The organism is Actinomyces ihuae (assembly GCF_001457875.1).
GTDB lineage: Bacteria > Actinomycetota > Actinomycetes > Actinomycetales > Actinomycetaceae > Pauljensenia > Pauljensenia radingae_A.
Window position 1 is genome coordinate 645,100 of sequence record NZ_CZPX01000005.1, and the last position, 24,499, is coordinate 669,598.

Below are 24,499 nucleotides of genomic sequence, written 5' to 3' on the forward strand. Positions count from 1 at the left end.
GGCGGGCCGCCGAGGCTGCGCACTGTGGCGCAAACCCCGTCCGCGTGTCCCTTAGCTGCGGCCGACGACGCGGGCCGATGCCTCCGCCATCAGTGTTTCCTGCAGATCCTCCAGACGTTTGCCCTCGTCATCGCGGTTGTGCCGCTTCCACGTGCCGTCAGCTTGCAGATGCCATGAAGAGGTTGTCGACGCCACGCCTCGACGCACCAGGTCAGCAAGATAACTGACCTGCGACGGATCCACGATACGCACCAGAGCCTCCACGCGGCGATCCAGATTGCGGTGCATCAGGTCAGCCGACCCGATCCATACTTCCTCTTCGCCTTCCGGGCCAAACGCGTAGATACGCGAATGCTCCAGGAAGCGACCCAGGATGGAGCGAACCCGAATATTCTCCGATAAGCCGGGCACTCCGGCCTGAATTGCGCAGATACCTCGAACCAGCACATCCACCTGAACACCGGCCTGGCTGGCGCGATACAGAGCATCGATCACTGCTTCGTCAACAACCGAATTCACCTTGAAACCGATCCAGGCAGGCTGACCGTTCCGCGCGCGCTCAATCTGCTGGTAAATCCGCTCGATCAAACCGGGTCGGATTTCCAGCGGTGCGACCAGCAGGCGGTGGAACGTGGAGCGTGGCGCGTAGCCGGACAGCTGGTTGAACAGTCGCGTCAGATCCTGACCCACATCGCGGTTATAGGTCAGCAACCCCAGATCCTCGTAGCCGCGCGCCGTCTTCGGATGGTAGTTACCGGTTCCCACGTGGCAATAGCGTCGCAGCTGATCGCCCTCCTGGCGCACCACCAGTGACAGTTTGCAGTGCGTCTTCAGACCCACCATGCCGTAGACGACGTGCACTCCGGCGCGTTCAAGCTTGCGCGCCCACTCGATGTTGGCTTCCTCGTCGAAACGGGCCTTGATCTCCACGATCGCGACCACCTGCTTGCCGTTCTCGGCCGCTTCGATCAGCGCCGACACAATCGGAGAATCGCCCGAGGTGCGGTACAGCGTCTGCTTCATGGCCAGCACATTGGGATCACGCGCAGCCTGCGTGATGAAGTTCTGGATGGAGGTGGCGAAAGAATCATACGGGTGGTGCAGCAGCACGTCGTGCGACCGGATCGCGCCGAAAATATCCGTCGGGCGCGCCGATTCAACCTCTGCCAGTCCGGCAGGAGTCACCGGCACATACGGTTCATACTTCAGGCGCGGAATATCGAGTGCCTGCAGCTCATTGCACAGCGTCAGGTCAAGCGGTGCCGGCACCATAATCACGTCAGCGGGTGTGATTTCCAGCTTGCTGATCAGAAAGTCCAGTACGAAGCGTGAGATCGTATCCTCAACTTCGAGGCGAACCACCGGCCCAAACTTTCGGCGCAGCAGTTCTTCTTCCATCGCGGTCAGCAGGTTTTCCGCATCATCCTCTTCTACTTCGAGGTCCTCGTTACGGGTCAGTCTGAACGAGTGTGCCTCGACAATCTCAACACCTGGGAACAGGTGGTCCAGGTGCGCGGCAATGACTGATTCGAGGGTGATGAACGTGGCGCCCTCATCAGTGTCGACATAACTTTCCGCGTTCCCCTCGCCCATTGCGGAGTCGATGTTGATCAGGCGCGGCATCGACGGCGGCACCTTGATGCGCGCGAAGTGCAGCTTCGAGGTAATCGGGTTGCGCACCACGACCGCGAGGTTCAGTGACAGCCCCGAAATGTATGGGAAGGGGTGCGACGGGTCCACGGCAAGTGGCGTGATGACGGGGAAAATCTGCCGACGGAAATAAGTCGTCATCTTGGAGCGCTGGTCATCTGTGAGCTGATCCCACCCGCGCAGATGAATCCCCTGCTCGTCCAGCTTGGGCAGGATGTCGTTCTGGAACTCGCGTGCCTGACGCTCGCTGAGTTCGCGCGTGCGCATCTGGATACCGTCCAGGACCTGACGCGGGGACAGACCAGCGGCAGACGGTTTGGCAATGCCGGCGTTGATGCGGCGCTTCAGTCCGGCCACACGCACCATGTAAAACTCATCAAGGTTGGAGGAGAAAATCGCGGAGAACCATCCGCGTTCCAGCAGCGGCAAATCCTCATCTTCACTTTGCTCTAGGACGCGTTCATTGAACGCCATCCACGACAGTTCACGGTCTGCGAAGCGTTTGTCCGGCAGCTCGCCGAAATCTTCAACGGTCGAGGCTGGTGCGGAGCTGGCCTGGGCATCTTCAGCGCGCTCCTCATAGGAGTTCGCGTCAGCGCCAACCGTGATGTGCTCACCATCCTGGATACCGTCGGTAGCTTCGTCTTCCTCGTCGTATTCGGAGTCTTCGTGTTCGACACCGACGAGCTGTTCATTGTCGGCAGGGATCACCAATTCGCTCGCCAGGGCAGCCTCAACCGCACTGCCACTGGTGACGTGAGCGCTGTGAGCGTCACCCTCGCCGTTGGTGTCGTCTGCTGGCCAGTGTTCATCTGGCGCCGAGAATGGTTGGTCCGAATTGCCTGCATGTTCCGGGTTCGTCATCATTCTTCCTCACACTGGCGACTAGTTGAGCGCACCGATGTGCGCTTCTTCAGCTGATCGGTCAAGTTCATCTGCGGTCTGAATCAGCGCGCGGGCGCGCGTGGTGACGGGGTATGCCAACGGGTCCCGCGGGTCGACGATCCATTTGCCGCCCTCGGCGTCTCCAGCTGCAACGATCCGCATCGCCCGTGACGTTGCAGTAATGATGGCAGCCAGGTCGTCATCGTGGCGGCGCCCTTCGAGCAATTGGTCAACCTCGTGTACCACGTGCTCCAGATCGGGAATGTCAACGGGATGTTCAAGGCCGGGGATGATGTCCGCATGGCTTCCGCGCACAAAACGGTCGCGCACCAACGCAGTGTCGCGGTGGTACCAGCGCGACCACAGGTAGAGTCGCCACAAGGCTCCGGGCAATGTGAATTCCGGGCTGCGTGACCACATGTCGGCCAGCACGTCCACGCCTTCCGTGCGCACGGCGGTGCGCAGGCGTTCGATTTCGTCAGGCCCGAAGTCGTCGTCACTGACTCCCATCAAAGCCCATGCTGACGAGTGCGCAATCGCAGACATTTCCGCAGGGTCGGAGTCGCCGACGATTTGTTCGGCGTCGGCCGGGTCCAACATTGCTGGCCGACGAGGGCGACGCTGTTGGCTGTTCATCTGTGACTCCTTCTCGGTGATATGACGAGCCTACCGCCTGAAGGTGAACGGCGTTGATCAAGTAGTTGAACGGAGTGGGCACCCTCGCCAATCCTGATCCGAGGGGGATCGTGGTTTTTCCCACGTCACGTTGATTAGTGCAACGTGGGACTGATGCATTACCATGCTCTCATGGGCCTATAGCTCAATTGGCAGAGCAACGGACTTTTAATCCGTGGGTTGGGGGTTCGATTCCCCCTGGGCCTACCATTATGATGTGTCGGGGCATCGTTGACAATCAGTTAGCGGTGTCCCGGTCTTTCACTATATGGCCGACCTTGCCGCGTATGCCCTAACCGCAGATCACTCGGTGGAATGCGACTGCTGTCCGGCCACAACACACCAGAACGCGCACAATCCCCTAGATTTAAGCCCTCCGTGTGCATATACCCCTAGTTCTAACCTCGCCTCGTGCACATACCCCTAGTTCTAGCCCCACCTCGTGCACATACCCCTAGATTTAAGCCCTCCGCGTGCACATACCCCTAAAAAGTCTTGTAAAAATGCACAATCCCCTAGATTTAACGCGTGAGGCTCGAGGCCGCCGGAAGCTACTGACGGCTGACCTGCGAAAACGGGATTTCTCCCTTGAGAGTGCCGACTTTAGCTAGGGGTATGTGCAATATTCGCGTCAAATCTAGGGGAATGTGCACCAAAGCAGGGAAGATCTAGGGGAATGTGCGCGGTCACGCCTAAGATCTAGGGGAATGTGCACAAATGCGCGTCTATTTGAGGGGATGTACACCGAGCCGTTTAAAGCGGAGAAAAGCGTACAACCTGCGCACAGTGCTCCAAGACGGAGACGGCATCAATCCGAGACAGAGCCAGGCATCAATCCGAGATACGGCCGCACGGACGCAGACGCCAAGGCCACACGCAGGTACAAAGCTTCGGAAGGTACGGCGATGCAAACACTCATACAGAAGCTCGCCAAACGAGCTTAATCGTCAGGCGAGCTGAAGCGCCATGCAGACGCCACGCGGGCTTAAGCATCGAACAGACGACAAGCAGGCTTAATCGCCAAGCGACCTCAAGCGGCGAGCAGACATAAAGAAAGGCCCGGCCATTTCTGACCGAGCCTTTCCACAGTCTGCGGATCCGCTGACGTTACTTCGTCAGGGAGTTCGACTTGCCCTGAATTGCGAGGAAGACACCGATAAGCAGGAATGCCACGACTGCGCCGATGATCCAGCGAAGCACTGTGCCCACTCCAAGCGCACCAGCGATCCATCCGGCGATACCGTAACCGGCAGCACCCAGGATAATAGTCCAGATGATGCCCATACCCTCGTCGCCCTTCATGAAGACGCGAGCGATTGCACCGATAACGGCGCCGGCAATAATCATCCACAAGATGTCCAACATGATCGTTCTCTCATTCTGTTGATCAGCAGAGACATCTTCATGATCTCATACGTTTTGCGTCAATGCGAGACCGAATACGGCCAGTTCTGGTCTAGCGGACATCTCGCCCGCATCTGCCCCGTCAAGTCGGCGTTGACGCAAGCTGCTCGCGCTGCAAGGTCACAGCAAGGCAGTCGACCTGGAACAGCTCAGGCAGGTAGTAGCGGCGCTAGCGTCACCCTCGTCGATGATGCGGCTGAGGCGGGTAGGAGGCGAGCCCGACAGCAACTGAAATCAACACAAGACCCACCAGAGACCAGGCACTGGGCAGTTGCCGCAATGTCACCGCACCGATCAGCGCCGACGTTGCCGGCAACAGGGAGTTGAACAGGGCAAACATGGCGGCACTGAGGCGGCCCATGGCGAGCGCCTCCAACGAGTACGGGATCACCGTTGACAAGACTCCGACACCGACCGCCATGACGACCAGTTTCGGTGAATTCAACGCGCTGACCGCTCCGACCGAAAAGAACGGGGCGAACACAAGTGCGGCAGTGCCACAGCCCAGCGCCAGATTCGTGATGCCTGAGCGGCGCGACGCGATCGACTGCCCCATCACGATGTACCCCGCCCATAGGGCTGCAGCCCCGAGCACCCAGGCCGCACCAACGAGCTGCCTGGTGTCGCTCAGATCCAGTCCGAGGCCACCGATGCAGGCCACTCCGGCAAAAGCCAGCGCTCCTGCGATACGTCCGGACCAGCCCCCGGAGGTCACCACCGCAACCGTGACCGGGCCGAGGAACTCCAGGGAGACCGCCACGCCCAGCGGCAGAATGTGGATCGCCTCGTAAAAGCAGATATTCATGCCGCCCAGCACGATGCCGAACAGGGCCGACGCAGCCAGGTCACGCGGATTGAAGCGCCATATACGAGGGCGGCGCCACGCCAGCAGCACAACCGCACCCGTTGCGATGCGGACCCATGCTACTTCAGCGGGTGTCATAACGGCGAACAGGGTCACTGCCAGCGCTGCACCGAGGTACTGCGTGAGCCCCGATCCGACCTGAAAGAAAGGCGCGGGAATCGCGATTGAAGCAGCTCGCAGAGCGGAGCCTTTACCTCGGGATGCAGGTCGGTGTACGGAAGCAGGTCGGTGTGCCGATAACGGTTCCGGTCCCGGCATCAGTGCTCTTCAAAGTCGAGGCTGACAGAGTTCATGCAGTAACGCAGCCCTGTTGGCTGACGGGGAGCATCGTCAAAGACATGACCCAGGTGAGAATCGCAGCGAGCGCACCGCACCTCCGTGCGCACCATGCCGTGTGAACGGTCCTCACTGGTGGTCACAGCTGCATCTTCTGGCTGATAGAAGCTCGGCCAGCCGCACAGAGAATCGAACTTGGTGGTTGAGCGGAACAGTTCCGCGCCGCACGCTTTACAGCGGTAGATACCCTCGCGATCCTCGTGGAGCAGTGCACCGGTGTGCGCCATCTCAGTGCCGCCCTCGCGCAGGACGTGGTATTCCATGGGGTCGAGTATGCGGCGCCATTCTTCCTCGCTGCGCACTACCTTGCCGTTAGTGTCGGTAATCGCTTTGCCGTTACTGTCAGCAACCGCTTCGTCGGCGTTGCCATTAACCGCCCCGCCGTCGTTGTCACCGCTCTCCCGCAGGTCGCGGGCGCCTTGATCATTCTGCGTTTCACTCACGGCTCGATCCTCCCAGTAGTCCTGAGCCCTTTTCCTGGCGGATCTGCGACTCACGTTTTCTTTCTTCCAGTACTTCCGGGTCAGGGCCCGAAAATGCGGCACTGCGCTCTTCCGCGTCGGGCGAGCCGGAAAAGACCCGCTCCCCCGTCGTGGTTGTCTCATCGTCCGAGTTTGCTCGACCAGTCGCGTCTGCCACTGCACCGTCGGGGTCGCTGCCGACCTGGTTCGCACTGGCCAGATCCACACTCGTATTGTCCGCACGTGCAGGGCTCGCATCGCCAGCCTGTGCACCGCTGGTGGGCGCACTACTGCCCGCTTCCGCGCCATCGTCATCGGCCTGCTTCTTGGGCTTGCCATCTGCCCCAATGGCCGGCATCACGGCAGTTTCCGCTACGCCTGACGCAGAACGAGCTATCTGAGCCGCTCCCTCTGCAGACGCTGCTTCCGACGCCTGGTTAGCCTGACCAGGAGCCCCGCTGCCAGCATCGGACTTGACACGCAGATGCCCCTGCGCCTGCGCAATGATCTTGTCAACCTCTTCTGGCGTGAACACGTGGGTCGTGCCCGTGCCGTTCGTCTGAGTAGCATCCGCTGCAGCGTTCGCTCCCCCGCGGCCAGTCCGTTTCACAGCTGCTGTTGGTCCGTCCTCCGCTCCAGACCCGGCGTTCTCTGCTCTTTCGAGGCGGTCGCGGTTGCGCTGCGACATGGCCCGTCGACGCGCCATCTTCGCGCGTTGGCGCGCCGCCAGCATACGAGCAGCGTGCACAGGGTCGAACGGGTCTCGCTTGTCACCATCATGCGTAGCAGCATCGCCGTGGTCACCCTCGTCAGTCTTGGTGTCCGAGGGGGACCCACCGGATGTATCTGAACCTGCAATACCGGATAGTTCAGTGGCCAGGCGCGCGATCAGTTCCTGGGACTCATCCTTCGTCACTTCCTTGACCTCGCGCGGCTGAATGATGCGGGCGGAACGCGCCCACGGGTATTCCTTCGAGATCCACGCGATGAGCTGCTCGCGCATGAAGCAGCGCAGATCCCACAAGTTGCCCGAATTCGACGCTGACAGGGAGACCCTGACGGTGACGGTCTGATCAGTCGAATCAGTCACCTGCACGGCCCAGGAGCGGCGATCCCACAGATCCGTGCTGTTCAGGAGCTGCTCAACTTTTTGACGCACCACCGCCACCGGCACTGCCCAGTCGGTGTAGATCTCAACCGTGCCGAGGAGCTTGGTGGCTTTGCGGGTCCAGTTTTCAAAAGCAGACGACGTGAACTTCGAGGACGGCACAATCAGGCGGCGATCATCCCAGATATGCAGGACAACGTACGTCAGAGTGATCTCCTCGACCACACCCATCGTTCCCTTGTCCCCCACGACGACAATGTCATCAACGCGGATGGCGTCCGTGAAAGCCAGCTGCAGGCCGGCGAACACGTTGCCGAGCGTGGACTGGGCAGCAAGACCGGCGATCACGGAGACAATGCCGGCCGAAGCAAGCACCGTCGTCAACGCCTGCTGAGCCCCGGGGAATGTAAACAGGACTGCGGCACACCCGAGGATCCAGACCACGACCTGCAGGACGCGGCGCAGAACCTGAGCCTGAGTCTTGAATCTGCGCGAGCGTCCGTGATCGGAGCGGTTGCGCACGTGCGCGGCGTCTTCGATCACCCACACGGCGGCGGCAATGACCCATGTCGTTGCCAGGAGTGCGAGGATCAACAACCCGTGGTCGAGATATTTCACCCACGTGGGCTGATTGCTGACATCGGTGCTTCCCAGCGCAACAGCGCATCCGGCAAGCGCGCCCCACGCCATGAGTGCCCAGTACGAAGGCGCATGGATGCGGCGCTGCAAGGCTTTAAGTAGTCGGAGTTTGCGGAGCGCAAATCGGCTGACGCGCGCAAGAATGAATGCGACCACAATTCCGACGAGGATGCCGACAACAATTCCGAGGAATACGCCAGCCACATCGAATGCGGTTTCAACAGCTTCGGCAGGTGCAGAGGGGTCCCCGATCGGCATAATTGTGCCGAAAACGAGGCTTGACTGCGCGCGGCAGCCCGTGAGAACGGCGGAGAAATCAGGTCCGAAAACTGTCATACCCCTAGCCTAGAAGCTTCCAGGCTCATTTGCGTTCGGTGAGAGGCTTCACATGGATCCGTTTTGCACTCGGAGGTCATTCCTGCTTATTATTCTACTCGTCGCCGAACGACAAGTTCGTGGACAAGGCCCCCATCGTCTAGAGGCCTAGGACACCGCCCTTTCACGGCGGCGACACGGGTTCAAATCCCGTTGGGGGTACGATCCGTGTCAGCCCTGCTGGGACGGGTTCAACAAGTGAATAAGGTAGACTTTTCAGGTCTCACTTTTTCGAGGCCCCGTAGCGCAGTTGGTTAGCGCGCCGCCCTGTCACGGCGGAGGTCGCGGGTTCAAGTCCCGTCGGGGTCGCTGACCCACCTTTTGGTGGGGTTTTGGCTCTGTAGCTCAGTTGGTAGAGCGTTCGACTGAAAATCGAAAGGTCACCGGATCGACGCCGGTCGGAGCCACCACTGCTTCAGCTCGCGAGATTTACGCGAGTTTCTTTCTGATAATCAAGCGCCATTTCACGTCAGTCTTCATCGTCTTGCGCTTCCTCGTCGTCAATGATTTCTTCACGAGGTCCCTCAACTCTGAGCATGGAACGCACACTTTCGACGGAAGTCAGTTGCTGTGCGAGCTCCACATCGTGTTGATGAACGAATCCCTGCTCCGCCCCTTCGATCAGTCGCTGGCGTTCGTCTTCGACAAATTCCTGCACCTCTGCAATATCAACACCTGAAGCTTTCTTCAGCGCTTCTTCAATGATGATCAGCAGTCTCAGCAGTTCGAATGTGACATCCGGGCTGTGGGAACAGAACCTTCGGATGGGAACGACAAAATCTTTCAAGAAATCTCGCACAGTCGGGGTCGGCACAGATGCAACGGGCTGCCCCTTATCGTTCAGAATCACCTCATGATTCGGAGGTGAGACAACCAGGCCTCGCAGCACCGGTGTTGCTCTGGTGATCACGTGTCGCCCAGTTGACGGGTCGTTGGTTCCAGTGGACAACGCTCGCACGACGATGTCTGCCAACTGGTGAAAAGACAAGCGCAAATCTTGGTCGGACACGCGTTCAGCTTCAACAGACACCGCTGAGTCGGCCAGTTTGCGAAGCTCGTCGCCACCGAGCTCACTGTCTGAGGAGTCAGCAGCAGATGTCCCACGTCGTTCAGCCCACGCCCACGCGTAGGTATGTCCGGCACTGACTGCATCGCCGGGCGCGACGGTGAACACGACGCGCTGTCCGTGTTTGCGAGCCCACCTTGCCGCCGCTTCCACATCAATGGAACGCACATATCCCGAGAAGTGCCCACGAACGTCATGCGCGTGCGGTGGGATCTCGGGGATCTGGCAGGCGACGTCCCATTTCTCTCGGTGCGCATCCAGGAGACGTTCTGCACGCGTGGCTACCTGCTCAATAATTGCGTCCACTCGCACCATTCGCACCACCGCGCTGACATACCAGACGAAGGTCGCGATAGCCAGAAATACCAGCAGCATTGCGATCGCCATAGCGAGCTGCGGAGGGGTCTCGCGTGACTCGGCTGATACCGAGCGTTGCAACACAACAACGTAGACGAATACGCCGATGAATACGCCAAAGATTCCTTTCACAGCCCGGGACTGGATGTAGTCGCGCAGCAACTGGTGGGAAAACTGACCAGAAGCCACCTGCAACACGATCAGTGTCATGGAAACCGTGGTCGTCAGCACCGTCAGCATGGAGGAGGCGATGAAGCCCAACAGAGAGGATGCTGCCGAGATATCTCCGGGCCAGAAGATTCGAGAAATGAGCCAGTGAGTGGGCCATGAGATCGGTGCCAGGACTCCCGCCGCTATCGTGGCAAGGAGGGCGGCTACGAGCGGGGGCACCCACAGCTGATTCGATACCAGATACTTGATGCGGCGAAAGAAGGTCATAGCGCCATAGTATTAGAGACCAGATTGTGCCCGCTTCCATTGGCCTGCATTGACTACGCTTCGCTTGGACCGCGCTGAAAGACGAGACGGCAGCAGCCAGGCCAGAACACGCGTTCTGCTCACTCACGATAGTCTGACAGCGTGGCTCACCATTCGATTGAGGATTACTTCCCCGACGGCAACATCCCTAACCTGCGGATCAAGAACACGCCCGTGCCTCCGGCTGAAGATGCGCGACCCGATCCCACGGATGTGTCGGCCGCCCTCGAACCTGTTGTCGAGCTGCTCGACGGTAAGCTCATCGCGGTGATCACCGGTGCGGGAATTTCCACGGACTCCGGCCTGCCGGATTACCGATCCCCCGGCGCAGTTGACCGACACCCCATGACACTGCAGCAGTTCATGTCTGACGAGTCGTACCGCCGTCATTACTGGGCGCGCAACCATTCCGGCTGGCTCGCGCCTCTGCGCGCACAACCCAACGCCGGCCACCTCGCCCTGGCGCAGATGGAACGTGACGGGATCATCGACGGCGTCATTACGCAAAACGTCGACATGCTGCACGCCCGAGCCGGCACCCACTCACTGGTCAACCTGCATGGCCGCTTTGACCGCGTCATGTGCACCAGTTGCCACAGAATTTTTCCGAGGGCGGCCCTGCACAAGCGCCTCGTTGAACTCAACCCCACGTGGCAGATCAGCATTGACGAGGGGGACGTCGCGCCCGATGCCGATCTGGATGTGGGCGACACAAGTGGTTTCGTCATCGCCAACTGCCCGGCGTGCGGCGGCATTTTGCGAACTGACGTTGTTTTCTTCGGCGGCACCGTCCGTCCACATATTGTCCGCGCGGCGCGCACCCTGGTTGAGAAAGCTGATGCGCTGCTGGTGGCAGGCTCATCCCTTGCCGTAGGCTCAGCGATGCGTTTCGTGCGCCAGGCTCATCACGAGGACAAGCCCATCGCGATTATCAATCGCGGCGCGACGCGGGGGGATCGTTTCGCACAGGTGAGGGTCAACATAGGGACGTCAACGGCCCTGCCGTATCTGGCTGAACGGCTCCACGCTTCTGCCGCCCCGCGCCAGGCGCGGCCTGTTTTTTCGCGATGAGGGCACCCCGGCCAACAACACAGGCGGCGTTTGCCTTCATCAAGCTCTTCAAGAGTGCGTCGGATGCGTCGCTGGCGCGTAGCTTCCTGCTTCGCACTGGTGACCCAGCAGATAAATTCGTTGCGCGCAAGGGTGGTGATGTCACGCCACGCGGTTTCAGCCGTAGCGAGAATTTTGCGACCCTTTCGGGGCACAATAGGTCTATGTCTGATTCGCGCGGCTTTCGGAAACGGTGGTGGCGGCCCTGTTCGTGGTTCCGCCATTCATCAGTGGATCAGTCCGCAACCGACGATACCGCGTCCGAGTCGTCGACGCTGGAGCTTGAGCCGGACGGGTCATCGAACACTGAAATGGACGAGTCAGTTACCCCTTCGGGCAAAGATGGCGACTCGCCCAGCCACCCTCGTCAATCTGACGATGCGGATAATGAAGCGGGCGGCGACGGTGGTGAGCTGTCTGCGGCCGATCGCAGCACCCACAATCATATGAGCGAGTTGCCTGAGGAAAGCCGGCGCGTCCTTGAGAAAGCGCAGGAAGTCTTCTCGCAGCTGCCAGGGCCTATCGCACCTGAACGCTGACGCAGCAACCGCTCTGGCTGCCGGCGCCTGGCCTAGCTCTCGGTCGCGGATCGCCGCCTGCACACGAGCTGTCTCCCGGCCGCAGAGGACTCCCGCACAAGGCTTAGATCTCGCTTAAAACCCGCCGCCCGCGCACGACCTACCTCCCGTTGCGCGCATGGAGGAAATCCGGTCGGATTTTACTGTCCACTGCACCAAAAAGCTCCAAATCTGCAACACTTGGGTTTATACACTTCTAACAGGCGAGTTAGAAGGCCGAAATCACTGACGGCGCGAAGGAGAATCATCCATGTCGACGAACCGCTTCCGCTCGAACTCGAGCGCGCAGCCGGTCACTTCGACGTCCGATACAACCCGGACGTCCTATACAGCAACCGACGCGAATGCATCACGAAAATCAGGGCCGACCATCGGTGAGCTCTTTGCCACCCTGTCCGCTCAGCTCACTACGTTGGTGCGTGGTGAGATTGAACTGACGAAGACGAAGGCAACCGCATTCCTGGGAAAGATCGGCATGGGTGGCGGCCTGCTCGCTGGAGCAGCCGTTTTCGCCCTGTTCATGCTGGGCTGGATTTTCCACACGATCGAGCTCGGCATTGCACAAGCTCTGCCTCGTTGGGCGGCATCGCTGATCGTTGTCGGAATTCTCCTCATCATCGTGTTGATTCTGGCGCTGGTTGGTGTCTCCGCCCTGAAGAAGGCAAAGGAAGACACGCCTGCTCCTCAGGAAGGCCTGAAAGATGACGTCGATGCGCTGAAGAAGGGATTGGGTAAATGAGCCAGTCAGAACCCCGCAAAGCTGAAGGTCGTTCCCCCGAGGAGATTGAGCGCGAACTGGAGCGCACCCGCGCACAGATGAGCGTCACCGTTGACGAACTGGTGAAAACCATCAGCCCGTCCAACCAGGCTCGCCTCGCGAAAGAAGCTGCACAGGAGAAGGCCAAGGATTACCAGGCCAAAGCACAGTTACTGGTCGACGATGCCCGTGCGGGTGATTCAGACGCCATCATGAAAGTTGCGGCGGCAGCGGTGGGCGTGAGCGCCCTCGTGGGCCTCGTGATCTTCAGGATCGTCAAACGCTGAATCGCCACGTCATCCTCGTGTAGAGGTTCTCGGCCCGCAGGCGACACGATGTCTCATGTCACACGAATAGGTGACATGGCTTTGAACACGCTATGATGTGGACACGACAGAATTTTGACCAACATAGGACACCGCTTTACGCGGATCCGCACACCGTGGAGGGGGTCGACGCCATGGGGCGCGGCCGTCAGAAGGCCAAGCAGACGAAAGTCGCACGTAAGCTGAAGTATTTCAGTCCCGATACTGATCTGGAAGCCCTCCAGAGAGAGCTGGCTGCCGAGCGTAAGGGAGCCGATCCAGATGACCCATACGCAAAATACATCGACGATGACGATCAGCAGGATGATTCCTATGAGGATCTGTACGAAGACCGTTACGCCGACATGTTCGCGGATGAGGATGACGAGGACGACGACTACGGCGCATACGAAAGCGACCAGAGTTCACGCTGAGTGACGTCCACTGTGACGTACGTTGTTTCACACGATTGACGAGGGCGGCGCGCTACGCACCGTCCTCGTTTTATGTTTGCGCGCGACGCGGCGCCCGGAGTCCGCGGATTGACGGCACATTTCCCTTGGATCTAACTGAGCTGTGTGCACAACCCCCTGGATCTAAGCCACCGCGTGCACGAACCCCTAGTTCTAACCCGTTCGCGCGCACAATCCCCTAGATCTTCCGATTTGCGTGCACAACCCCCTAGATTTAACCGGAGTTCATTTCTCGGGTTTTACATATGCGCAGGTCAGGAGCCAGATGTACTGCCGCGCGCATCCGCAGGTGGGGTTTATCTAGGGGATCGTGCACAAATCACTTTAGATCTAGGGGATTGTGCGAGAAAACTGTTTAAATCTAGGGGGTTGTGCATAGGGTGCAGCGAACGCGGGGCCTGGTGTGCGACAACCGGTGGACGACGGCCTGCACGCGGTGCAGCGAACGCGGCGCACTCCACCATAGCCGCTGGCATCAGCCTGCTACCGAAGCCGCTCAGCTCACGCGATAACTGCCGGATAGCGCCACGGCCCCGGCATCGACTCCCTTGGCACCGCAGATCAGTCGCGGCTGGGACGTGCTCAAGGCGGCTCCCGTTGTGGCATGGCCCGCTGCAGCAGTGCGTTCTACGGAAGAGCCTTCAGCAGCGGTGCGTTCTGCAGCAGGACGTTCTGCAGCGGAACCCTCTGAGGCGATGACCTCGCCCAGCACCCACGCCTCTATCCCAGCGTCGGCAGCGAGCGACATGCACTGGTCAGCAGTGGACTGCCCGACTACAGCGACCATGCCAACACCCAGGTTCAGTGAATCCTCCAGAGCTTCCCATGTCACGTCACCGTTGCGGCGCACCCACTCGAACACGGCAGGCACAGTCCATGAACCACGATCCACAGTCGCGCACAAACCGCTGGGAATGACTCGGGACAAGTTGGCTCCCAATCCCCCGCCGGTGACGTGGCTCAGGGCGTGCAGGCCACCCTCGTCAACACCAAGAGAATCCAGCATGTCGAGGCACACACGGGTGTACAGACGTGTGGGTTCAAGCAGTTCCTCCCCCACTGTTCGACCGAAGTCGGCGCACTGCGATTCCAGAGAGGTTCCGGAGATGTCCAGAACGCGTCGCACCAGCGAATAACCGTTGGAATGCAGGCCAGATGATGCCAGAGCGATCACGGCGTCACCCTCGCGCACGCGGTCAGGGCCGATCATCTTGTCCGCGTCCACCACGCCGGTTGCAGCACCGGCGATGTCGTAATCGTCCGGATCCATCACTCCGGGATGCTCAGCAGTTTCGCCGCCCACCAGCGGGCAGTCGACTTGTTCGCACGCCTGGGCGATGCCGTGCACGATCGCCGCGATCTTTTCCGGCACAACCTTGCCGCACGCGATGTAATCAGTCATGAGCAACGGCCGCGCACCCACAACGACGATGTCATCAACGACCATGCCTACCAGGTCTTGGCCGATGGTGTCGTGAATATCCAGCGCCTGCGCCAACGCAATCTTCGTGCCCACACCGTCAGTAGAGGTGGCCAGCAGCGGGCGCGTCATTCCGAGCAGAGCGCTCGCATCAACCATGCCGGCGAACCCGCCGGTTGCTCCTACAACGGTGGAGTTATGCGTGCGGCTGATGGCGTTCTTCATCAGTTCCACCGCGCGGTCACCGGCCGCAGTGTCCACGCCTGCTGTCGCGTAATCAAGATGCTCGCTCACAAGATCCTCCGAGTTGTAGCTGTGTGACTAGACCGTTGCGCCCGGCGTGCCGGGGATGGGTGTGCCGCGTGTGACAGGTTCGGGGTACGCGCCGGTGAAACACCCTACGCACAGGTTATCGCCTTGCCCGGTTGCGCGGACCATGCCGGGAAGTGAGAGGTAGGCCAGCGAATCAGCACCAATGGAGCGACAGATTTCGTCCACATCCATCGACGAGGCAATCAGTTCCGCCCTCGTCGGAAAATCAATGCCGAAGAAGCAGGGCCACAGCACCGGCGGCGAGGAGATACGCACATGAACTTCCAGCGCGCCTGCTTCGCGCAGCATACGCACCAACGCGCGCTGAGTGTTCCCGCGCACGATCGAATCGTCGATGACGATGAGTCGTTTGCCGGCGATAACTTCCTTGAGCGGGTTGAGCTTGAGTCGGATACCCAGCTGACGCAGCGACTGCGTGGGCTGGATAAACGTGCGGCCCACATAGGAGTTCTTCACAAGTCCCTGTGCAAAAGGGATGCCTGATTCTTCGGCGTACCCGATCGCAGCGGGTGTTCCCGATTCGGGTGTCGGCATGACCAAGTCAGCCTCGGCCGGATTCTCCTTAGCCAGGATTGCTCCCATTTGCCGACGAGCCGCCACGATCTGACGATCCCCGATCACCGTGTCGGGGCGCGCAAGGTAGACGTATTCAAAGACGCATGTTGCGCTGGCGGCCTGCGCAAACGTGTAGGAACGCACTCCAGAAGAGTCAATGACCACCAGTTCGCCCGGCTTGATTTCTCGCACGAACGAGGCGCCCACCAGATCCAGTGCAGACGTTTCCGAGGCGAGCACCCATCCGCGCGGCAGGCGTCCCAGCACGAGTGGGCGGTATCCGTGCGGATCACGCGCACCATACATGGCGTGCTCGTCCATGAACACCAGTGAGAATGCGCCGCGCAGCAGTGGCAGAACCTTGAGCGCGGAGGGCACCAGTGAACCGTGGTCCTCATCGTCGCCGGCTTCCCTGGCCTGGCGTATCGCCTCTGACAGGGCGCCCGGATCGATTTCTCCGGATGCGCGGCGTGCGGCCTGGAATGCGGCTTCAGAAGGGCGGCCGGGCTGCGCGTTGTCTGCTCCTGCGGGCGCGGTATCGGCTTGTGCGGTGGACGTGGTGGGCTCGGAGTCGAGCGCGGTCCGCGTGGCAGGCTTGGCAGAGGCTGGTGCGGTAGTGGGTGCAGCGGACGTGGCTGCGTCGCCCTCGTCCACATCTTCAACAGCCCCTTCTTCGCCGCGCCACGGGGCGGGCAACCGGTCAGCTTTACCCAGCAGGTCAGTAATGATCGAGGTGTCAGTGGTCGAATTTCGGTCTGCCCGGCGTTCGCCATGACTGATTTCATCGACGAGGGTGCTCAGCGCAGCCGTGTTGATCAGGTTGCCGTTATGTCCTAGCGCGACTGTGCCCCACGGTGTCGGGCCGAGCGTGGGCTGGGCGTTGTGCCAGTTGTCTGCACCGGTGGTGGCGTAGCGGACATGTCCGAGGGCGATGTGTCCACGCAGACCTGTCAGGGTTTGCTCGTTGAACACTTGGTTGACCAGGCCCTGATCCTTGTACACGAGGATGTTGTTACCGTCAGAGGCGGCAATACCCGCCGACTGCTGGCCACGATGCTGCAGCGCGTACAGGCCAAAATATGTCAGGCGTGAAACATCTTCGCCTGGCGCCCACACGCCGAAAACGCCGCAATGGTCGTGTGGATGATCGTCAGTGTCGTCAGGAAGCGACATGCTCATAGTCACGCCTCTACTGTGTCATATCCACTGGTCGCAGAGCCAATCTTCAGACCATGAGATTGCACCCTTTTTAGGACTGTCGGAGCGTGGCTGAAGTTGGCGGGGCGTCATCCCATTCTGAGAGCAGGCCGAGGAAGCTCGACAGGAAACGATCAGGGCGCGTCAATCATCGACGAGGAGGACATGTCATCGGTCAGATCATCGACCAGAAGATGCTCTGAATCCCAATTCCCCGTGAGATAGGTCGCTCGACCCACGAGGTGCGACGACACGGGCGCGGTAATGACCTGCAGGACGAGGACTGCGACGGCGAGCACTGCCCAGCGCCAGTTATGTAATTCGACCGCCATGCCAACGCAGATGAACATCAGTCCGAGCAGCTGAGGTTTTGATGCCGCATGCATGCGCGTAAACAGATCCGGCATGTTGATCAGGCCGATCGCTGCAATCAATGTAAAGGCCACGCCGATAAAGACCAGGATGGCGCCGATCCATTCCATCACCATCAGTGTTCCTCCTGCGTGCCGTGTTCGGGGTCATGCACCAGTTCCAGGTCGTGCGCTGCGTCAACGGCTCCCGTCTGGCGGGCATCGTGCACGCTGCGCTGAGCGTCCTCAGTTTCTTCACGCTGAGCTTCTTCAGCCTGCCGCTCACGTTCAGCTACCTGCTCCTGGGCCTCTTCCTCACTCAGGATGCGCTGCTGGCTGCGGTCGATACGTGTGGCGAAGCGTGAGACCACGACGCCGGACATGAATGCGGTCAGCGCCAGAATGATGAGCAGGACGCTCAGGTCGTAGCGATGCCACCACACGATCATCACGGCGATCATCCCGATTCCCGCGGCCGTCAACACGTCGAATGCGACGGTTCGGTCCAGCAGACCGGGGCCTTTGACAATGCGGATCGTGGCGAGTACTGCCGCGAGCACGGTCATAAGTCCTGTCAGGGCATGCAGGAGGTCAAGCGCTGAAAAGTCGCCGATCATTGATCCTCCTCACCGCGCGCGCCAGGTTCACCGGCAGTGTCCGAGGGATAAGCATCACCGGGCTCTTCGGCATTGCCCGAGGCATGGGCATCGCCAGGTTCACCGGCAGTGTCCGAGGCAAAAGCATCACCCAAGCCTTGACCCTCCCCAGACTTCGTCGTTTCTGTTACGTCCAGCCCACGCTCTTCTTCCGGCACGACCTTTGTCAGATCCACCATTCCGGAAATGTCTCCCTGCGTGGCATCGCGCAAAGCCTTCGCGTGATCAACAGTGTCTCGCACATCGTCGCCGTGATTCCTCTGCGTTCCTTCGCCGGATGCGGGTTCCTCATGATGGTCCTCGCCGGTGGGCGTCACCTCACGCAGCGGCGGCTGAGCCTGAGTCGTCTCAACTGTGTCTTCGACGGGAACGCACCTCTCCGAGGCAGTCGGAGATTTCTTGCTCCACGACCAAATCGGCTTCACCGGCAGGTCAATCCCCCACTGCTCCAGGTGCTCGCTGGCTGCAATGGCACGCAGCATGCGTGCTTCCTGAGCGCGAATCGACTCTTTGACCCCGTCGATACCGCCCTGAGCCGGAACGTCAAGCACATGCAGGTACAGCCCGGCTGAAAGCCTGTCCACGCGCAGCACGACGGTCCCTGGCACCAGTGACGTCATTGCCGACTGAATCGTCAGGTGTACCGGGTTCGATGATCGCAGATCGACTCGCACGATCGCATTGTCCACGCGCTTATTGAGCAGCACGACTTTTGACACCTGCAGCCCGGCCACGATGACATCGCGCGTGAAGGTCAGCAGCACCCACAGCACGTACAGCGGACGGATATGCCACAGGCGAGTGATGTGCGGCAGTGGGAACGCCACCTGGACGGCGAGGGCGACCAGCACACCTGAAATAATCGTCAACCAGTCAAAATGTCCAAAGATCAGGCACCATATGATCGTCAGCCACAGCGTCATCGCGATGGAGAGGCGCTTACCCAGAGGGGTGTGGCGTCGTGACACGTGCGGTTCCGGCCCGGCCGGGTTCGACGAGGTTAGTGAGGCTGTCATGATCGCCTCCCATCCTGCGATGTACCAACCTGCCCACGCGTTTCGCCACTTTGGTTACCGGCATCTGACTGGCCGCTTTGACCCGATTGTGCATCGCGCCCGGACTGGGCCGAATCCGACTGAGAATCGTGATCCGACTGAGGCGCGTCGCCCTCGCCCTCACTTTGCTGATCTTCAATGGGTGAAGCCGTGGGGTCAGGTGAGGGAACGACCGGCGTGGTGCCGCCCGATTCCGTATCTGACGTGCCGCTACCGCGCCCGTCTCCTCCCAGAACGGCGTTGATGTAGGGCGTGCGTGCCAGCTGGTCGCGCGCGCCTTCTTCCACATAATTCCAGATCGGTCCGGACAGTGCGGCCATCGCGATTTGCACGCCGACAAGGACGGCCACGGTTGCCGACATCAGTCGTGAGGTTCCTCCAGACTTCGCTTCCGCTTCAGTCAGCGCGGATCGAGCCACTTCCTGAGAGTGCTGGAGGGAGCTGCGCATAGTGCGCTGGGCTCGGTCAAACTGGCGTGACAGGCGCGACGAGCTATTCGATGACATACCCGGAATGGGCAGAGAGGAAGCCAATGCGAGCGGCGCATCATCTTCTGTTTGCCAAAACGCCTGATGCCACCATTTGATGACGACGTACAGCGTGAGGAACGAGGTGATGATGCCGCCTGCCAGCAGTGCCCATGCGCTGAACGTGCCCGCTTCGACAGATGCCTGCGCCAGGGCGAACTTCCCGATGAAACCGGTCAGGGGCGGAACACCCACCAGGTTGACACCGGCGATGAAGAACATGATCGACACGATGGGGGCGCTCCTGGCAAAACCGGACAGTTTGGCCAGCGATGTCGTTCCCGCTCGTCGTTCGATAAGACCAGCAATCAGGAACAGTGCCGTTTGCACCAGAATGTGGTGGGCTGCGTAGTAAATGACTGCCGCGACACCCACGCGCGAGGAGATCGCCAGGCCCCACATCATGAAGCCGATGTGCGAGACCAGCGTGAAGGACAGCAGACGTTTAATGTCATCCTGGGCAACAGCCCCCAGAATGCCGCCGATCATGGTCGCAATGCCGACGACTGTCAGTATCGGGGCGAAGCGATCACCGGGGAAAAGCAGGACTTCAAGCCTGATCAGCGCGTACACGCCTACCTTCGTCATCAAGCCGGCGAACACTGCCGTCACGGGCGCCGGTGCCGTCGGGTAGGAGTCAGGAAGCCAGGCCTGCAGTGGGAACAACGCTGCCTTGATGCCGAAGGCCACCAGCAGCAGCATGTGGATCATCGTGGCCACGTTCTGATCAATCTCCGGTAGGCGCAGCGCCAGTTGCGCCATGTTGACCGTGCCGGTGGCAGCGTAGGTCAATGCGATGCCGGCCAGGAAAATCGACGATGACAGCAGGGAGACGACCACGTACACAGCGCCCGCACGCACTCGCCCTCGCGTGCCGCCCAACATGATCAGGACGAACGAGGCGGCCAGCAGGATCTCAAAACCCACGAACAGGTTGAACAGGTCACCGGTCAAAAATGCGTTAGCCACGCCTGCTGACAGAACCAGGAACGTCGGGAAGTAGATGGCGATCGGCATGTTCGGCTCGTCATCAGCCAGATTCTGAGCCAGGGAATAGACCAGAACGGCCAGCGTCACGATCTGAGAGACCACCAGGAACGCGCCGGAAACCCGGTCAACGACCAGCGTGATGCCGATGGGAGCGGCCCACGATCCCACGTCGAGGACGACGCGACCGGTGTGCGCCGCACCTGCCAGGACGACCGATGAAACGGTGGTCAGTGACAATGTGACCAGGGCGATGAGCTGTTGGATCTTCGGGTGCCGTGACAGCGCCAGCGCCAGTCCTGCGCTCAGCAGGGGCAGTGCCACGGGAATGGGAACGAGCCAGTCCAGGGAGGTCATGGTCGGGCCTCCTCTGCGTCGTCAGCGCCATCAACGCCGTTAGCGTCGTCAGTGCCGTCCGCGTCATCCTCGTCAGATTGGGAATCCTCATCGTAGTTAATGTCTTCGTCCTCATCACCGGAGGAGGCCACATCCTGAGCCTCGGTAATTTCAGCTTCGGTGCGGCGCGCCAGCAGGCGGTCTTCCACGTCATCGACCACTTCATCGTGTCCGAGCAGTCGCCAGGAGCGGTACGCCAGTGCCAGGCCGAAAGCGGTGGTGCCCAACGAGAGCACGATGGAGGTGAGGATCATAGCCTGCGGCAGTGGATCAGCCATTGCCGTCGGGTCTTCACTGCCCAGCAGGGGTGGGCGTCCGGCTGCTCCACCGCCGGACAAAATCAAGACATTCACGCCGTGTGTGATCAGGCTCAGGCCGATGAAGATACGTGACAGGGTGCGCTCAAGCAGCAAGTACACGCCCGTGGCCACCAAAACTCCGGCGATCACCAGCATCGTCAGGGAAGCAACGCTCATCAGTGTTTCCTCCCTGTCTTTTGCTGTGAAATCGGGGTCGGAGCCTGCTGATCGATTTCAGCACCGGCCGAGGCCACCAGGTCCAGCACCAGGCCGACCACCAGGATGTACACGCCGACATCCAGGATCATGGCGGTGGTGAAGTGAATGTCGCCCAGCACGCCGACGTCAATGGTCAGCGGCGTGGATTGGAGCACCGAGTTGCCATACAGCAATGGCATCAGCGCACCGCCGGCAGCCACGAACAGGCCCGTGCCCAGGACGCGGCCCGCTGGAATCGGGATCGCTTCAGCCAACTCATAGCGCCCACCTGCCAGGTAGCGCAGGACAAAAGCCAGGCCTGCGACCACACCGCCAGAGAAGCCACCACCCGGATTGTTGTGACCGATCAGCAGCAGCCACAACGACACGACAATCATGGTCGGGAACAGCAGGCGGGTCACTACTTCCAGAACAGTTGAGCGGTCCTGGGAACGCAGGGCGGTTGCTGCAGGCAGGAAAGAGGTGGATTCCCTCGTCAAGTCACGCGGGGCACGCTCCACCCGTCCGACACGTGAGGACACGTAGATCAGCGAGGCGACACCTGTTGCCGTGACCAGCAGGACTGACAGCTCACCAACCGTGTCCCAGGCGCGGATATCCACCAGGATCACGTTGACAATGTTCTCGCCGTAGCCGAATTCGGAGGCCTCGTTAGGCATCAGCTCCGACACTGCGGAGTGGACGCGCGCAGACGAGGCATACAGCCCAACAAACACAGTGCCGATCCCCATGAGCAGGGCGACGATGAAACGCCACCAGCGTGAACGTGCCAGCGGCCTGTCGGAGAAGAAGCGTGGGAGGCGGCGCAGCACGAGCACGAAAATCACCATCGACACCGATTCAACAACGATCTGCGTCAATGCCAGGTCAGGTGCGCCCTGCGATGCATACAGCACCGCCACACCCAGGCCCACGCCACCGAGCGCGAAGACGGCACGCATGCGTCGCCTGGAGCGGGCGGTGAGCAGAGCACAGATGATGATGACAATACCGATGCCGACCTGCAGTATGGAGTCCCACGGACGGATGACGTAGGTGCTGGGTCGGAAGATCAACACCGCAGAGCCCACACCGATCAGCATTGTCACGACGATTGTCGACAGGTCCCAGGGCAGCGAACCGCGCTGGATAAGTCGGGTGACGCGTGTTGCGATGATTTCCAGTTCACGCACCGACCAGGAGTAGATGTAAATGGCGGACAGCGGGGAGCGTGGCTTGGGTGAGATCAGCCCACTCGAATATCCAAACGCTGCCAGCAGCGCGCCACCTGCGAAAATGGCGAGTGTGATCAGTGCCGGTTCCCAGCCCGACCACCAGGCCACGTGTGCCGGGCCGTCCAGGTCGTACGCCCCGTGTAGTCTGAGCACGTGTTCCAGCCCGGTCGGCGCCAGCCCGATCAGTGCGCCGAAGGAAAGCAGGCAAATCGGGATCAGCATCAACAACGGGACGGGTTTGACGCGCACCAGCTGACCGTTCGCATCGACCTCAGGGGCTGATTTCTGGGTCACAGCAGCTGATCCTTCGGTGTTTTTCTTCTGCTCGGTCGGGGTCAGTGTGCGCGTCCCGAATGCGCCCCACCATGCGCGCCATGAGTATGCGACAGTCAGCATCGATCCGATTGCGATCACGGCAAGAACAATAAGGTCAAACAGGGTTGGCCCCGAGTATGCGGCCTGCGCCCCCGTCCACGGCGCTCCTGAACCTCCCAAAAGGGTGGAGATCATGGATTCTTTGCCGACATATCCCACTGTGATGGGAACACCCGCCATTGACAGGCATGCCAGCGCGGCAGCTACGGCAAGCACGGGAAGGCGTCGCGCCAGACCGGTCAGACGGCGAAGATCGCGCGTGCCGGTCGAGGATTCAACCGCACCGACTGTCAGGAACAGCGTGGATTTGAAGCACGAGTGAGCGACCAGCATGATCAGTCCTGCCACCATTGCGCCGTGACTGCCGAACCCGACTGTCGCTGTGATCAGCCCCAGTTGCGAGACGGTGCCGAATGCCAATACGAGTTTGAGGTCTGTTTGACGCAGTGCGCGCCACCCGCCCAGAACCATCGTGATCAGTCCAATAGTCACGATCAGCGGGGACCATAAAGCGATCTGGGTTGCACCGGGTGTCAGGCGGGCAACCAGGTACACACCTGCTTTGACCATTGCCGCCGCGTGCAGGTATGCGGACACAGGTGTGGGTGCAGCCATCGCGCCGGGCAGCCAGAAGTGAGCAGGGAAGAGCGCGCTCTTTGTGAATGCGCCGAGCAGGACGAGGACAGCCGCGGTCGCCACAAGCGGCGATCCGGCATCCATCGTGCCGTCGGCCAGGTTCGCGGCCAGCTCGGACAGGCGGAAGGAGCCACCGGGAGCCAGACCCCACATGACGAAGCCTGCGAACATGGCCAGTGAGCCTGATGTGGTGATCAGCAGTGCCTGCCGGGCTGCAGCTCGTGCAGGCCGGCGGTCAAAGTGGTGCCCAATCAGCAGGAATGACAAAAGCGATGTGGCTTCCCAGAAGGTGTATAGGCCCATCGTGTGATCAACGGTGACCACGCCGAGCATGGCTCCGGCAAAGCCGACAAAGACTGCTGCGAATCGCCTGCTTCCAACCGCTGAGTGCCCAAAATACCGTGACGAGTACAGCAGGACGAGGGCACCCACGCCTCCCACGATCATCGTCATCAGCCACGACAGCATGTCCATGCGGAACCAGATGTCCAGATCCAGTCCCGGAACCCACATCACGTGTTCAGCTGGAATCGTGTCAGCATTGCCCGACAACACCTGGGAGGTATGGACCAGTGCCCACACGAATGCTGATCCTGGCACCAGGGCCAACAACATGAACGCAATGCGATGCAATCGCCCGACAAGCCACGGCGCTACAATTGCCGCGCATATATGCGCGGCAAGCAGCGTAATCATTCAGAACCTCCGCAGCGGTCGTCGTTCTCAGCGGGAAGATGGGCGCCGTGCGCGGGGCAAGCA

At 60.5% G+C, this 24,499-nt stretch carries 20 protein-coding genes, 4 tRNA genes and 1 pseudogene; 9 read left to right on the forward strand and 16 right to left on the reverse strand.

Translation table 11 applies throughout. The features are described from left to right. Positions 1-51: 51 nt before the first annotated feature. Positions 52-2,514, reverse strand: coding sequence for an RNA degradosome polyphosphate kinase (locus BN3002_RS07490; protein ID WP_058237335.1), 2,463 nt, complete (start codon positions 2,512-2,514; stop codon positions 52-54). Positions 2,515-2,535: 21 nt separating this feature from the next. Further along, positions 2,536-3,171, reverse strand: coding sequence for a hypothetical protein (locus tag BN3002_RS07495; RefSeq protein ID WP_058237336.1), 636 nt, complete (start codon positions 3,169-3,171; stop codon positions 2,536-2,538). A gap of 173 nt (positions 3,172-3,344) precedes the next feature. Here BN3002_RS07495 and BN3002_RS07500 point away from each other — a divergent pair. Then, positions 3,345-3,420: transfer RNA gene (locus BN3002_RS07500), tRNA-Lys, on the forward strand. A gap of 897 nt (positions 3,421-4,317) precedes the next feature. On the opposite strand, the gene BN3002_RS07505 is transcribed toward BN3002_RS07500, so the two are convergent. The 4 genes from BN3002_RS07505 to BN3002_RS07520 all read right to left on the reverse strand — a co-directional run bounded on the left by BN3002_RS07505 (position 4,318) and on the right by BN3002_RS07520 (position 8,359). Next, positions 4,318-4,575 (reverse strand): GlsB/YeaQ/YmgE family stress response membrane protein, encoded by a 258-nt coding sequence (locus tag BN3002_RS07505; RefSeq protein WP_058237337.1) that lies wholly within the window; start codon positions 4,573-4,575, stop codon positions 4,318-4,320. Positions 4,576-4,789: 214 nt separating this feature from the next. Continuing rightward, positions 4,790-5,737 (reverse strand): EamA family transporter, encoded by a 948-nt coding sequence (locus BN3002_RS07510; RefSeq protein WP_082628596.1) that lies wholly within the window; start codon positions 5,735-5,737, stop codon positions 4,790-4,792. Then, positions 5,737-6,141 carry a peptide-methionine (R)-S-oxide reductase MsrB gene (msrB, locus tag BN3002_RS11325; protein ID WP_058237901.1) on the reverse strand — a complete coding sequence of 135 codons (405 nt, stop codon included), beginning with the start codon at positions 6,139-6,141 and terminating at the stop codon, positions 5,737-5,739. The genes BN3002_RS07510 and msrB overlap by 1 nt, the downstream gene beginning before the upstream one ends. Positions 6,142-6,250: 109 nt before the next feature. Continuing rightward, complete coding sequence (locus BN3002_RS07520) at positions 6,251-8,359, reverse strand: mechanosensitive ion channel family protein (protein ID WP_058237338.1); 2,109 nt, start codon at positions 8,357-8,359, stop codon at positions 6,251-6,253. A 128-nt stretch (positions 8,360-8,487) separates the two neighbouring features. On the opposite strand from BN3002_RS07520, the gene BN3002_RS07525 reads away from it, so the two are divergent. The 3 genes from BN3002_RS07525 (at position 8,488) to BN3002_RS07535 (ending at position 8,808) form a co-directional block, all read left to right on the forward strand. Next, positions 8,488-8,560: transfer RNA gene (locus BN3002_RS07525), tRNA-Glu, on the forward strand. A gap of 73 nt (positions 8,561-8,633) precedes the next feature. Next, positions 8,634-8,707, forward strand: a tRNA-Asp gene (locus BN3002_RS07530). Positions 8,708-8,732: 25 nt separating this feature from the next. Next, positions 8,733-8,808 (forward strand) — tRNA-Phe (locus BN3002_RS07535). Between the two features lie 59 nt (positions 8,809-8,867). Here BN3002_RS07535 and BN3002_RS07540 read toward each other — a convergent pair. Continuing rightward, positions 8,868-10,259: a DUF2254 domain-containing protein gene (locus BN3002_RS07540; protein ID WP_058237339.1), complete on the reverse strand. Its 1,392-nt coding sequence runs from the start codon at positions 10,257-10,259 to the stop codon at positions 8,868-8,870. Positions 10,260-10,400: 141 nt separating this feature from the next. Here BN3002_RS07540 and BN3002_RS07545 point away from each other — a divergent pair, with 141 nt between their 5' ends. After that, positions 10,401-11,369, forward strand: coding sequence for a Sir2 family NAD-dependent protein deacetylase (locus tag BN3002_RS07545; protein WP_117394373.1), 969 nt, complete (start codon positions 10,401-10,403; stop codon positions 11,367-11,369). Between the two features lie 44 nt (positions 11,370-11,413). Here the strand turns inward: BN3002_RS07545 and BN3002_RS11485 are convergent. Continuing rightward, positions 11,414-11,632 (reverse strand): annotated as a pseudogene (locus BN3002_RS11485) (YdeI/OmpD-associated family protein); the annotation flags it as partial. On the opposite strand from BN3002_RS11485, the gene BN3002_RS10785 reads away from it, so the two are divergent. The 4 genes from BN3002_RS10785 to BN3002_RS07565 all read left to right on the forward strand — a co-directional run bounded on the left by BN3002_RS10785 (position 11,573) and on the right by BN3002_RS07565 (position 13,482). After that, the gene (locus BN3002_RS10785) at positions 11,573-11,947 is read left to right on the forward strand and encodes a hypothetical protein (protein ID WP_257525575.1); all 375 of its coding nucleotides are present in this window, start codon (positions 11,573-11,575) and stop codon (positions 11,945-11,947) included. The pseudogene BN3002_RS11485 and the gene BN3002_RS10785 sit on opposite strands and share 60 nt — an antisense overlap. A 289-nt stretch (positions 11,948-12,236) precedes the next feature. Next, positions 12,237-12,725, forward strand: coding sequence for a phage holin family protein (locus tag BN3002_RS07555; protein WP_082628598.1), 489 nt, complete (start codon positions 12,237-12,239; stop codon positions 12,723-12,725). Beyond that, positions 12,722-13,030: a DUF3618 domain-containing protein gene (locus BN3002_RS07560; RefSeq protein WP_058237341.1), complete on the forward strand. Its 309-nt coding sequence runs from the start codon at positions 12,722-12,724 to the stop codon at positions 13,028-13,030. Before BN3002_RS07555 ends, BN3002_RS07560 begins: the two co-directional genes overlap by 4 nt. Before the next feature lie 173 nt (positions 13,031-13,203). Next, positions 13,204-13,482, forward strand: coding sequence for a DUF3073 domain-containing protein (locus BN3002_RS07565; RefSeq protein WP_058237904.1), 279 nt, complete (start codon positions 13,204-13,206; stop codon positions 13,480-13,482). 535 nt (positions 13,483-14,017) lie between these two features. Here BN3002_RS07565 and purM read toward each other — a convergent pair. The 8 genes from purM to BN3002_RS07605 all read right to left on the reverse strand — a co-directional run bounded on the left by purM (position 14,018) and on the right by BN3002_RS07605 (position 24,436). After that, positions 14,018-15,235, reverse strand: a complete 1,218-nt coding sequence (gene purM, locus BN3002_RS07570) for a phosphoribosylformylglycinamidine cyclo-ligase (RefSeq protein ID WP_058237342.1) — start codon at positions 15,233-15,235, stop codon at positions 14,018-14,020. A gap of 27 nt (positions 15,236-15,262) precedes the next feature. Next, positions 15,263-17,008 carry an amidophosphoribosyltransferase gene (purF, locus tag BN3002_RS07575; protein WP_058237343.1) on the reverse strand — a complete coding sequence of 582 codons (1,746 nt, stop codon included), beginning with the start codon at positions 17,006-17,008 and terminating at the stop codon, positions 15,263-15,265. A gap of 152 nt (positions 17,009-17,160) precedes the next feature. Further along, positions 17,161-17,514, reverse strand: a complete 354-nt coding sequence (gene mnhG, locus BN3002_RS07580; RefSeq protein WP_058237344.1) for a monovalent cation/H(+) antiporter subunit G — start codon at positions 17,512-17,514, stop codon at positions 17,161-17,163. Further along, positions 17,514-17,993, reverse strand: coding sequence for an MrpF/PhaF family protein (locus tag BN3002_RS07585; protein WP_058237345.1), 480 nt, complete (start codon positions 17,991-17,993; stop codon positions 17,514-17,516). The genes mnhG and BN3002_RS07585 overlap by 1 nt, the downstream gene beginning before the upstream one ends. Continuing rightward, complete coding sequence (locus tag BN3002_RS07590) at positions 17,990-19,048, reverse strand: Na+/H+ antiporter subunit E (RefSeq protein ID WP_058237346.1); 1,059 nt, start codon at positions 19,046-19,048, stop codon at positions 17,990-17,992. The genes BN3002_RS07585 and BN3002_RS07590 overlap by 4 nt, the downstream gene beginning before the upstream one ends. Beyond that, positions 19,045-20,958, reverse strand: coding sequence for a Na+/H+ antiporter subunit D (locus BN3002_RS07595; RefSeq protein ID WP_074026213.1), 1,914 nt, complete (start codon positions 20,956-20,958; stop codon positions 19,045-19,047). Before BN3002_RS07595 ends, BN3002_RS07590 begins: the two co-directional genes overlap by 4 nt. Further along, positions 20,955-21,473, reverse strand: a complete 519-nt coding sequence (locus BN3002_RS07600) for a Na(+)/H(+) antiporter subunit C (protein WP_058237347.1) — start codon at positions 21,471-21,473, stop codon at positions 20,955-20,957. Before BN3002_RS07600 ends, BN3002_RS07595 begins: the two co-directional genes overlap by 4 nt. After that, positions 21,473-24,436, reverse strand: a complete 2,964-nt coding sequence (locus tag BN3002_RS07605) for a Na+/H+ antiporter subunit A (protein ID WP_058237348.1) — start codon at positions 24,434-24,436, stop codon at positions 21,473-21,475. The genes BN3002_RS07600 and BN3002_RS07605 overlap by 1 nt, the downstream gene beginning before the upstream one ends. Positions 24,437-24,499 lie beyond the last annotated feature (63 nt).

Bases quoted from the DNA above. Each gene is read 5' to 3' on its own strand.
- BN3002_RS07520 (WP_058237338.1), bottom strand. From the start codon at position 8,359: ATGACAGTTTTCGGACCTGATTTCTCCGCCGTTCTCACGGGCTGCCGC.
- BN3002_RS10785 (WP_257525575.1), top strand. From the start codon at position 11,573: ATGTCTGATTCGCGCGGCTTTCGGAAACGGTGGTGGCGGCCCTGTTCG.
- BN3002_RS07505 (WP_058237337.1), bottom strand. From the start codon at position 4,575: ATGTTGGACATCTTGTGGATGATTATTGCCGGCGCCGTTATCGGTGCA.
- BN3002_RS07565 (WP_058237904.1), top strand. From the start codon at position 13,204: ATGGGGCGCGGCCGTCAGAAGGCCAAGCAGACGAAAGTCGCACGTAAG.
- BN3002_RS07490 (WP_058237335.1), bottom strand. From the start codon at position 2,514: ATGACGAACCCGGAACATGCAGGCAATTCGGACCAACCATTCTCGGCG.
- mnhG (WP_058237344.1), bottom strand. From the start codon at position 17,514: ATGGTGATGGAATGGATCGGCGCCATCCTGGTCTTTATCGGCGTGGCC.
- BN3002_RS07590 (WP_058237346.1), bottom strand. From the start codon at position 19,048: ATGACAGCCTCACTAACCTCGTCGAACCCGGCCGGGCCGGAACCGCAC.
- BN3002_RS07495 (WP_058237336.1), bottom strand. From the start codon at position 3,171: ATGAACAGCCAACAGCGTCGCCCTCGTCGGCCAGCAATGTTGGACCCG.
- BN3002_RS07600 (WP_058237347.1), bottom strand. From the start codon at position 21,473: ATGAGCGTTGCTTCCCTGACGATGCTGGTGATCGCCGGAGTTTTGGTG.
- BN3002_RS07605 (WP_058237348.1), bottom strand. From the start codon at position 24,436: ATGATTACGCTGCTTGCCGCGCATATATGCGCGGCAATTGTAGCGCCG.
- purF (WP_058237343.1), bottom strand. From the start codon at position 17,008: ATGAGCATGTCGCTTCCTGACGACACTGACGATCATCCACACGACCAT.
- BN3002_RS07585 (WP_058237345.1), bottom strand. From the start codon at position 17,993: ATGATCGGCGACTTTTCAGCGCTTGACCTCCTGCATGCCCTGACAGGA.
- BN3002_RS07540 (WP_058237339.1), bottom strand. From the start codon at position 10,259: ATGACCTTCTTTCGCCGCATCAAGTATCTGGTATCGAATCAGCTGTGG.
- BN3002_RS07560 (WP_058237341.1), top strand. From the start codon at position 12,722: ATGAGCCAGTCAGAACCCCGCAAAGCTGAAGGTCGTTCCCCCGAGGAG.
- BN3002_RS07510 (WP_082628596.1), bottom strand. From the start codon at position 5,737: ATGCCGGGACCGGAACCGTTATCGGCACACCGACCTGCTTCCGTACAC.
- BN3002_RS07555 (WP_082628598.1), top strand. From the start codon at position 12,237: ATGTCGACGAACCGCTTCCGCTCGAACTCGAGCGCGCAGCCGGTCACT.
- BN3002_RS07595 (WP_074026213.1), bottom strand. From the start codon at position 20,958: ATGACCTCCCTGGACTGGCTCGTTCCCATTCCCGTGGCACTGCCCCTG.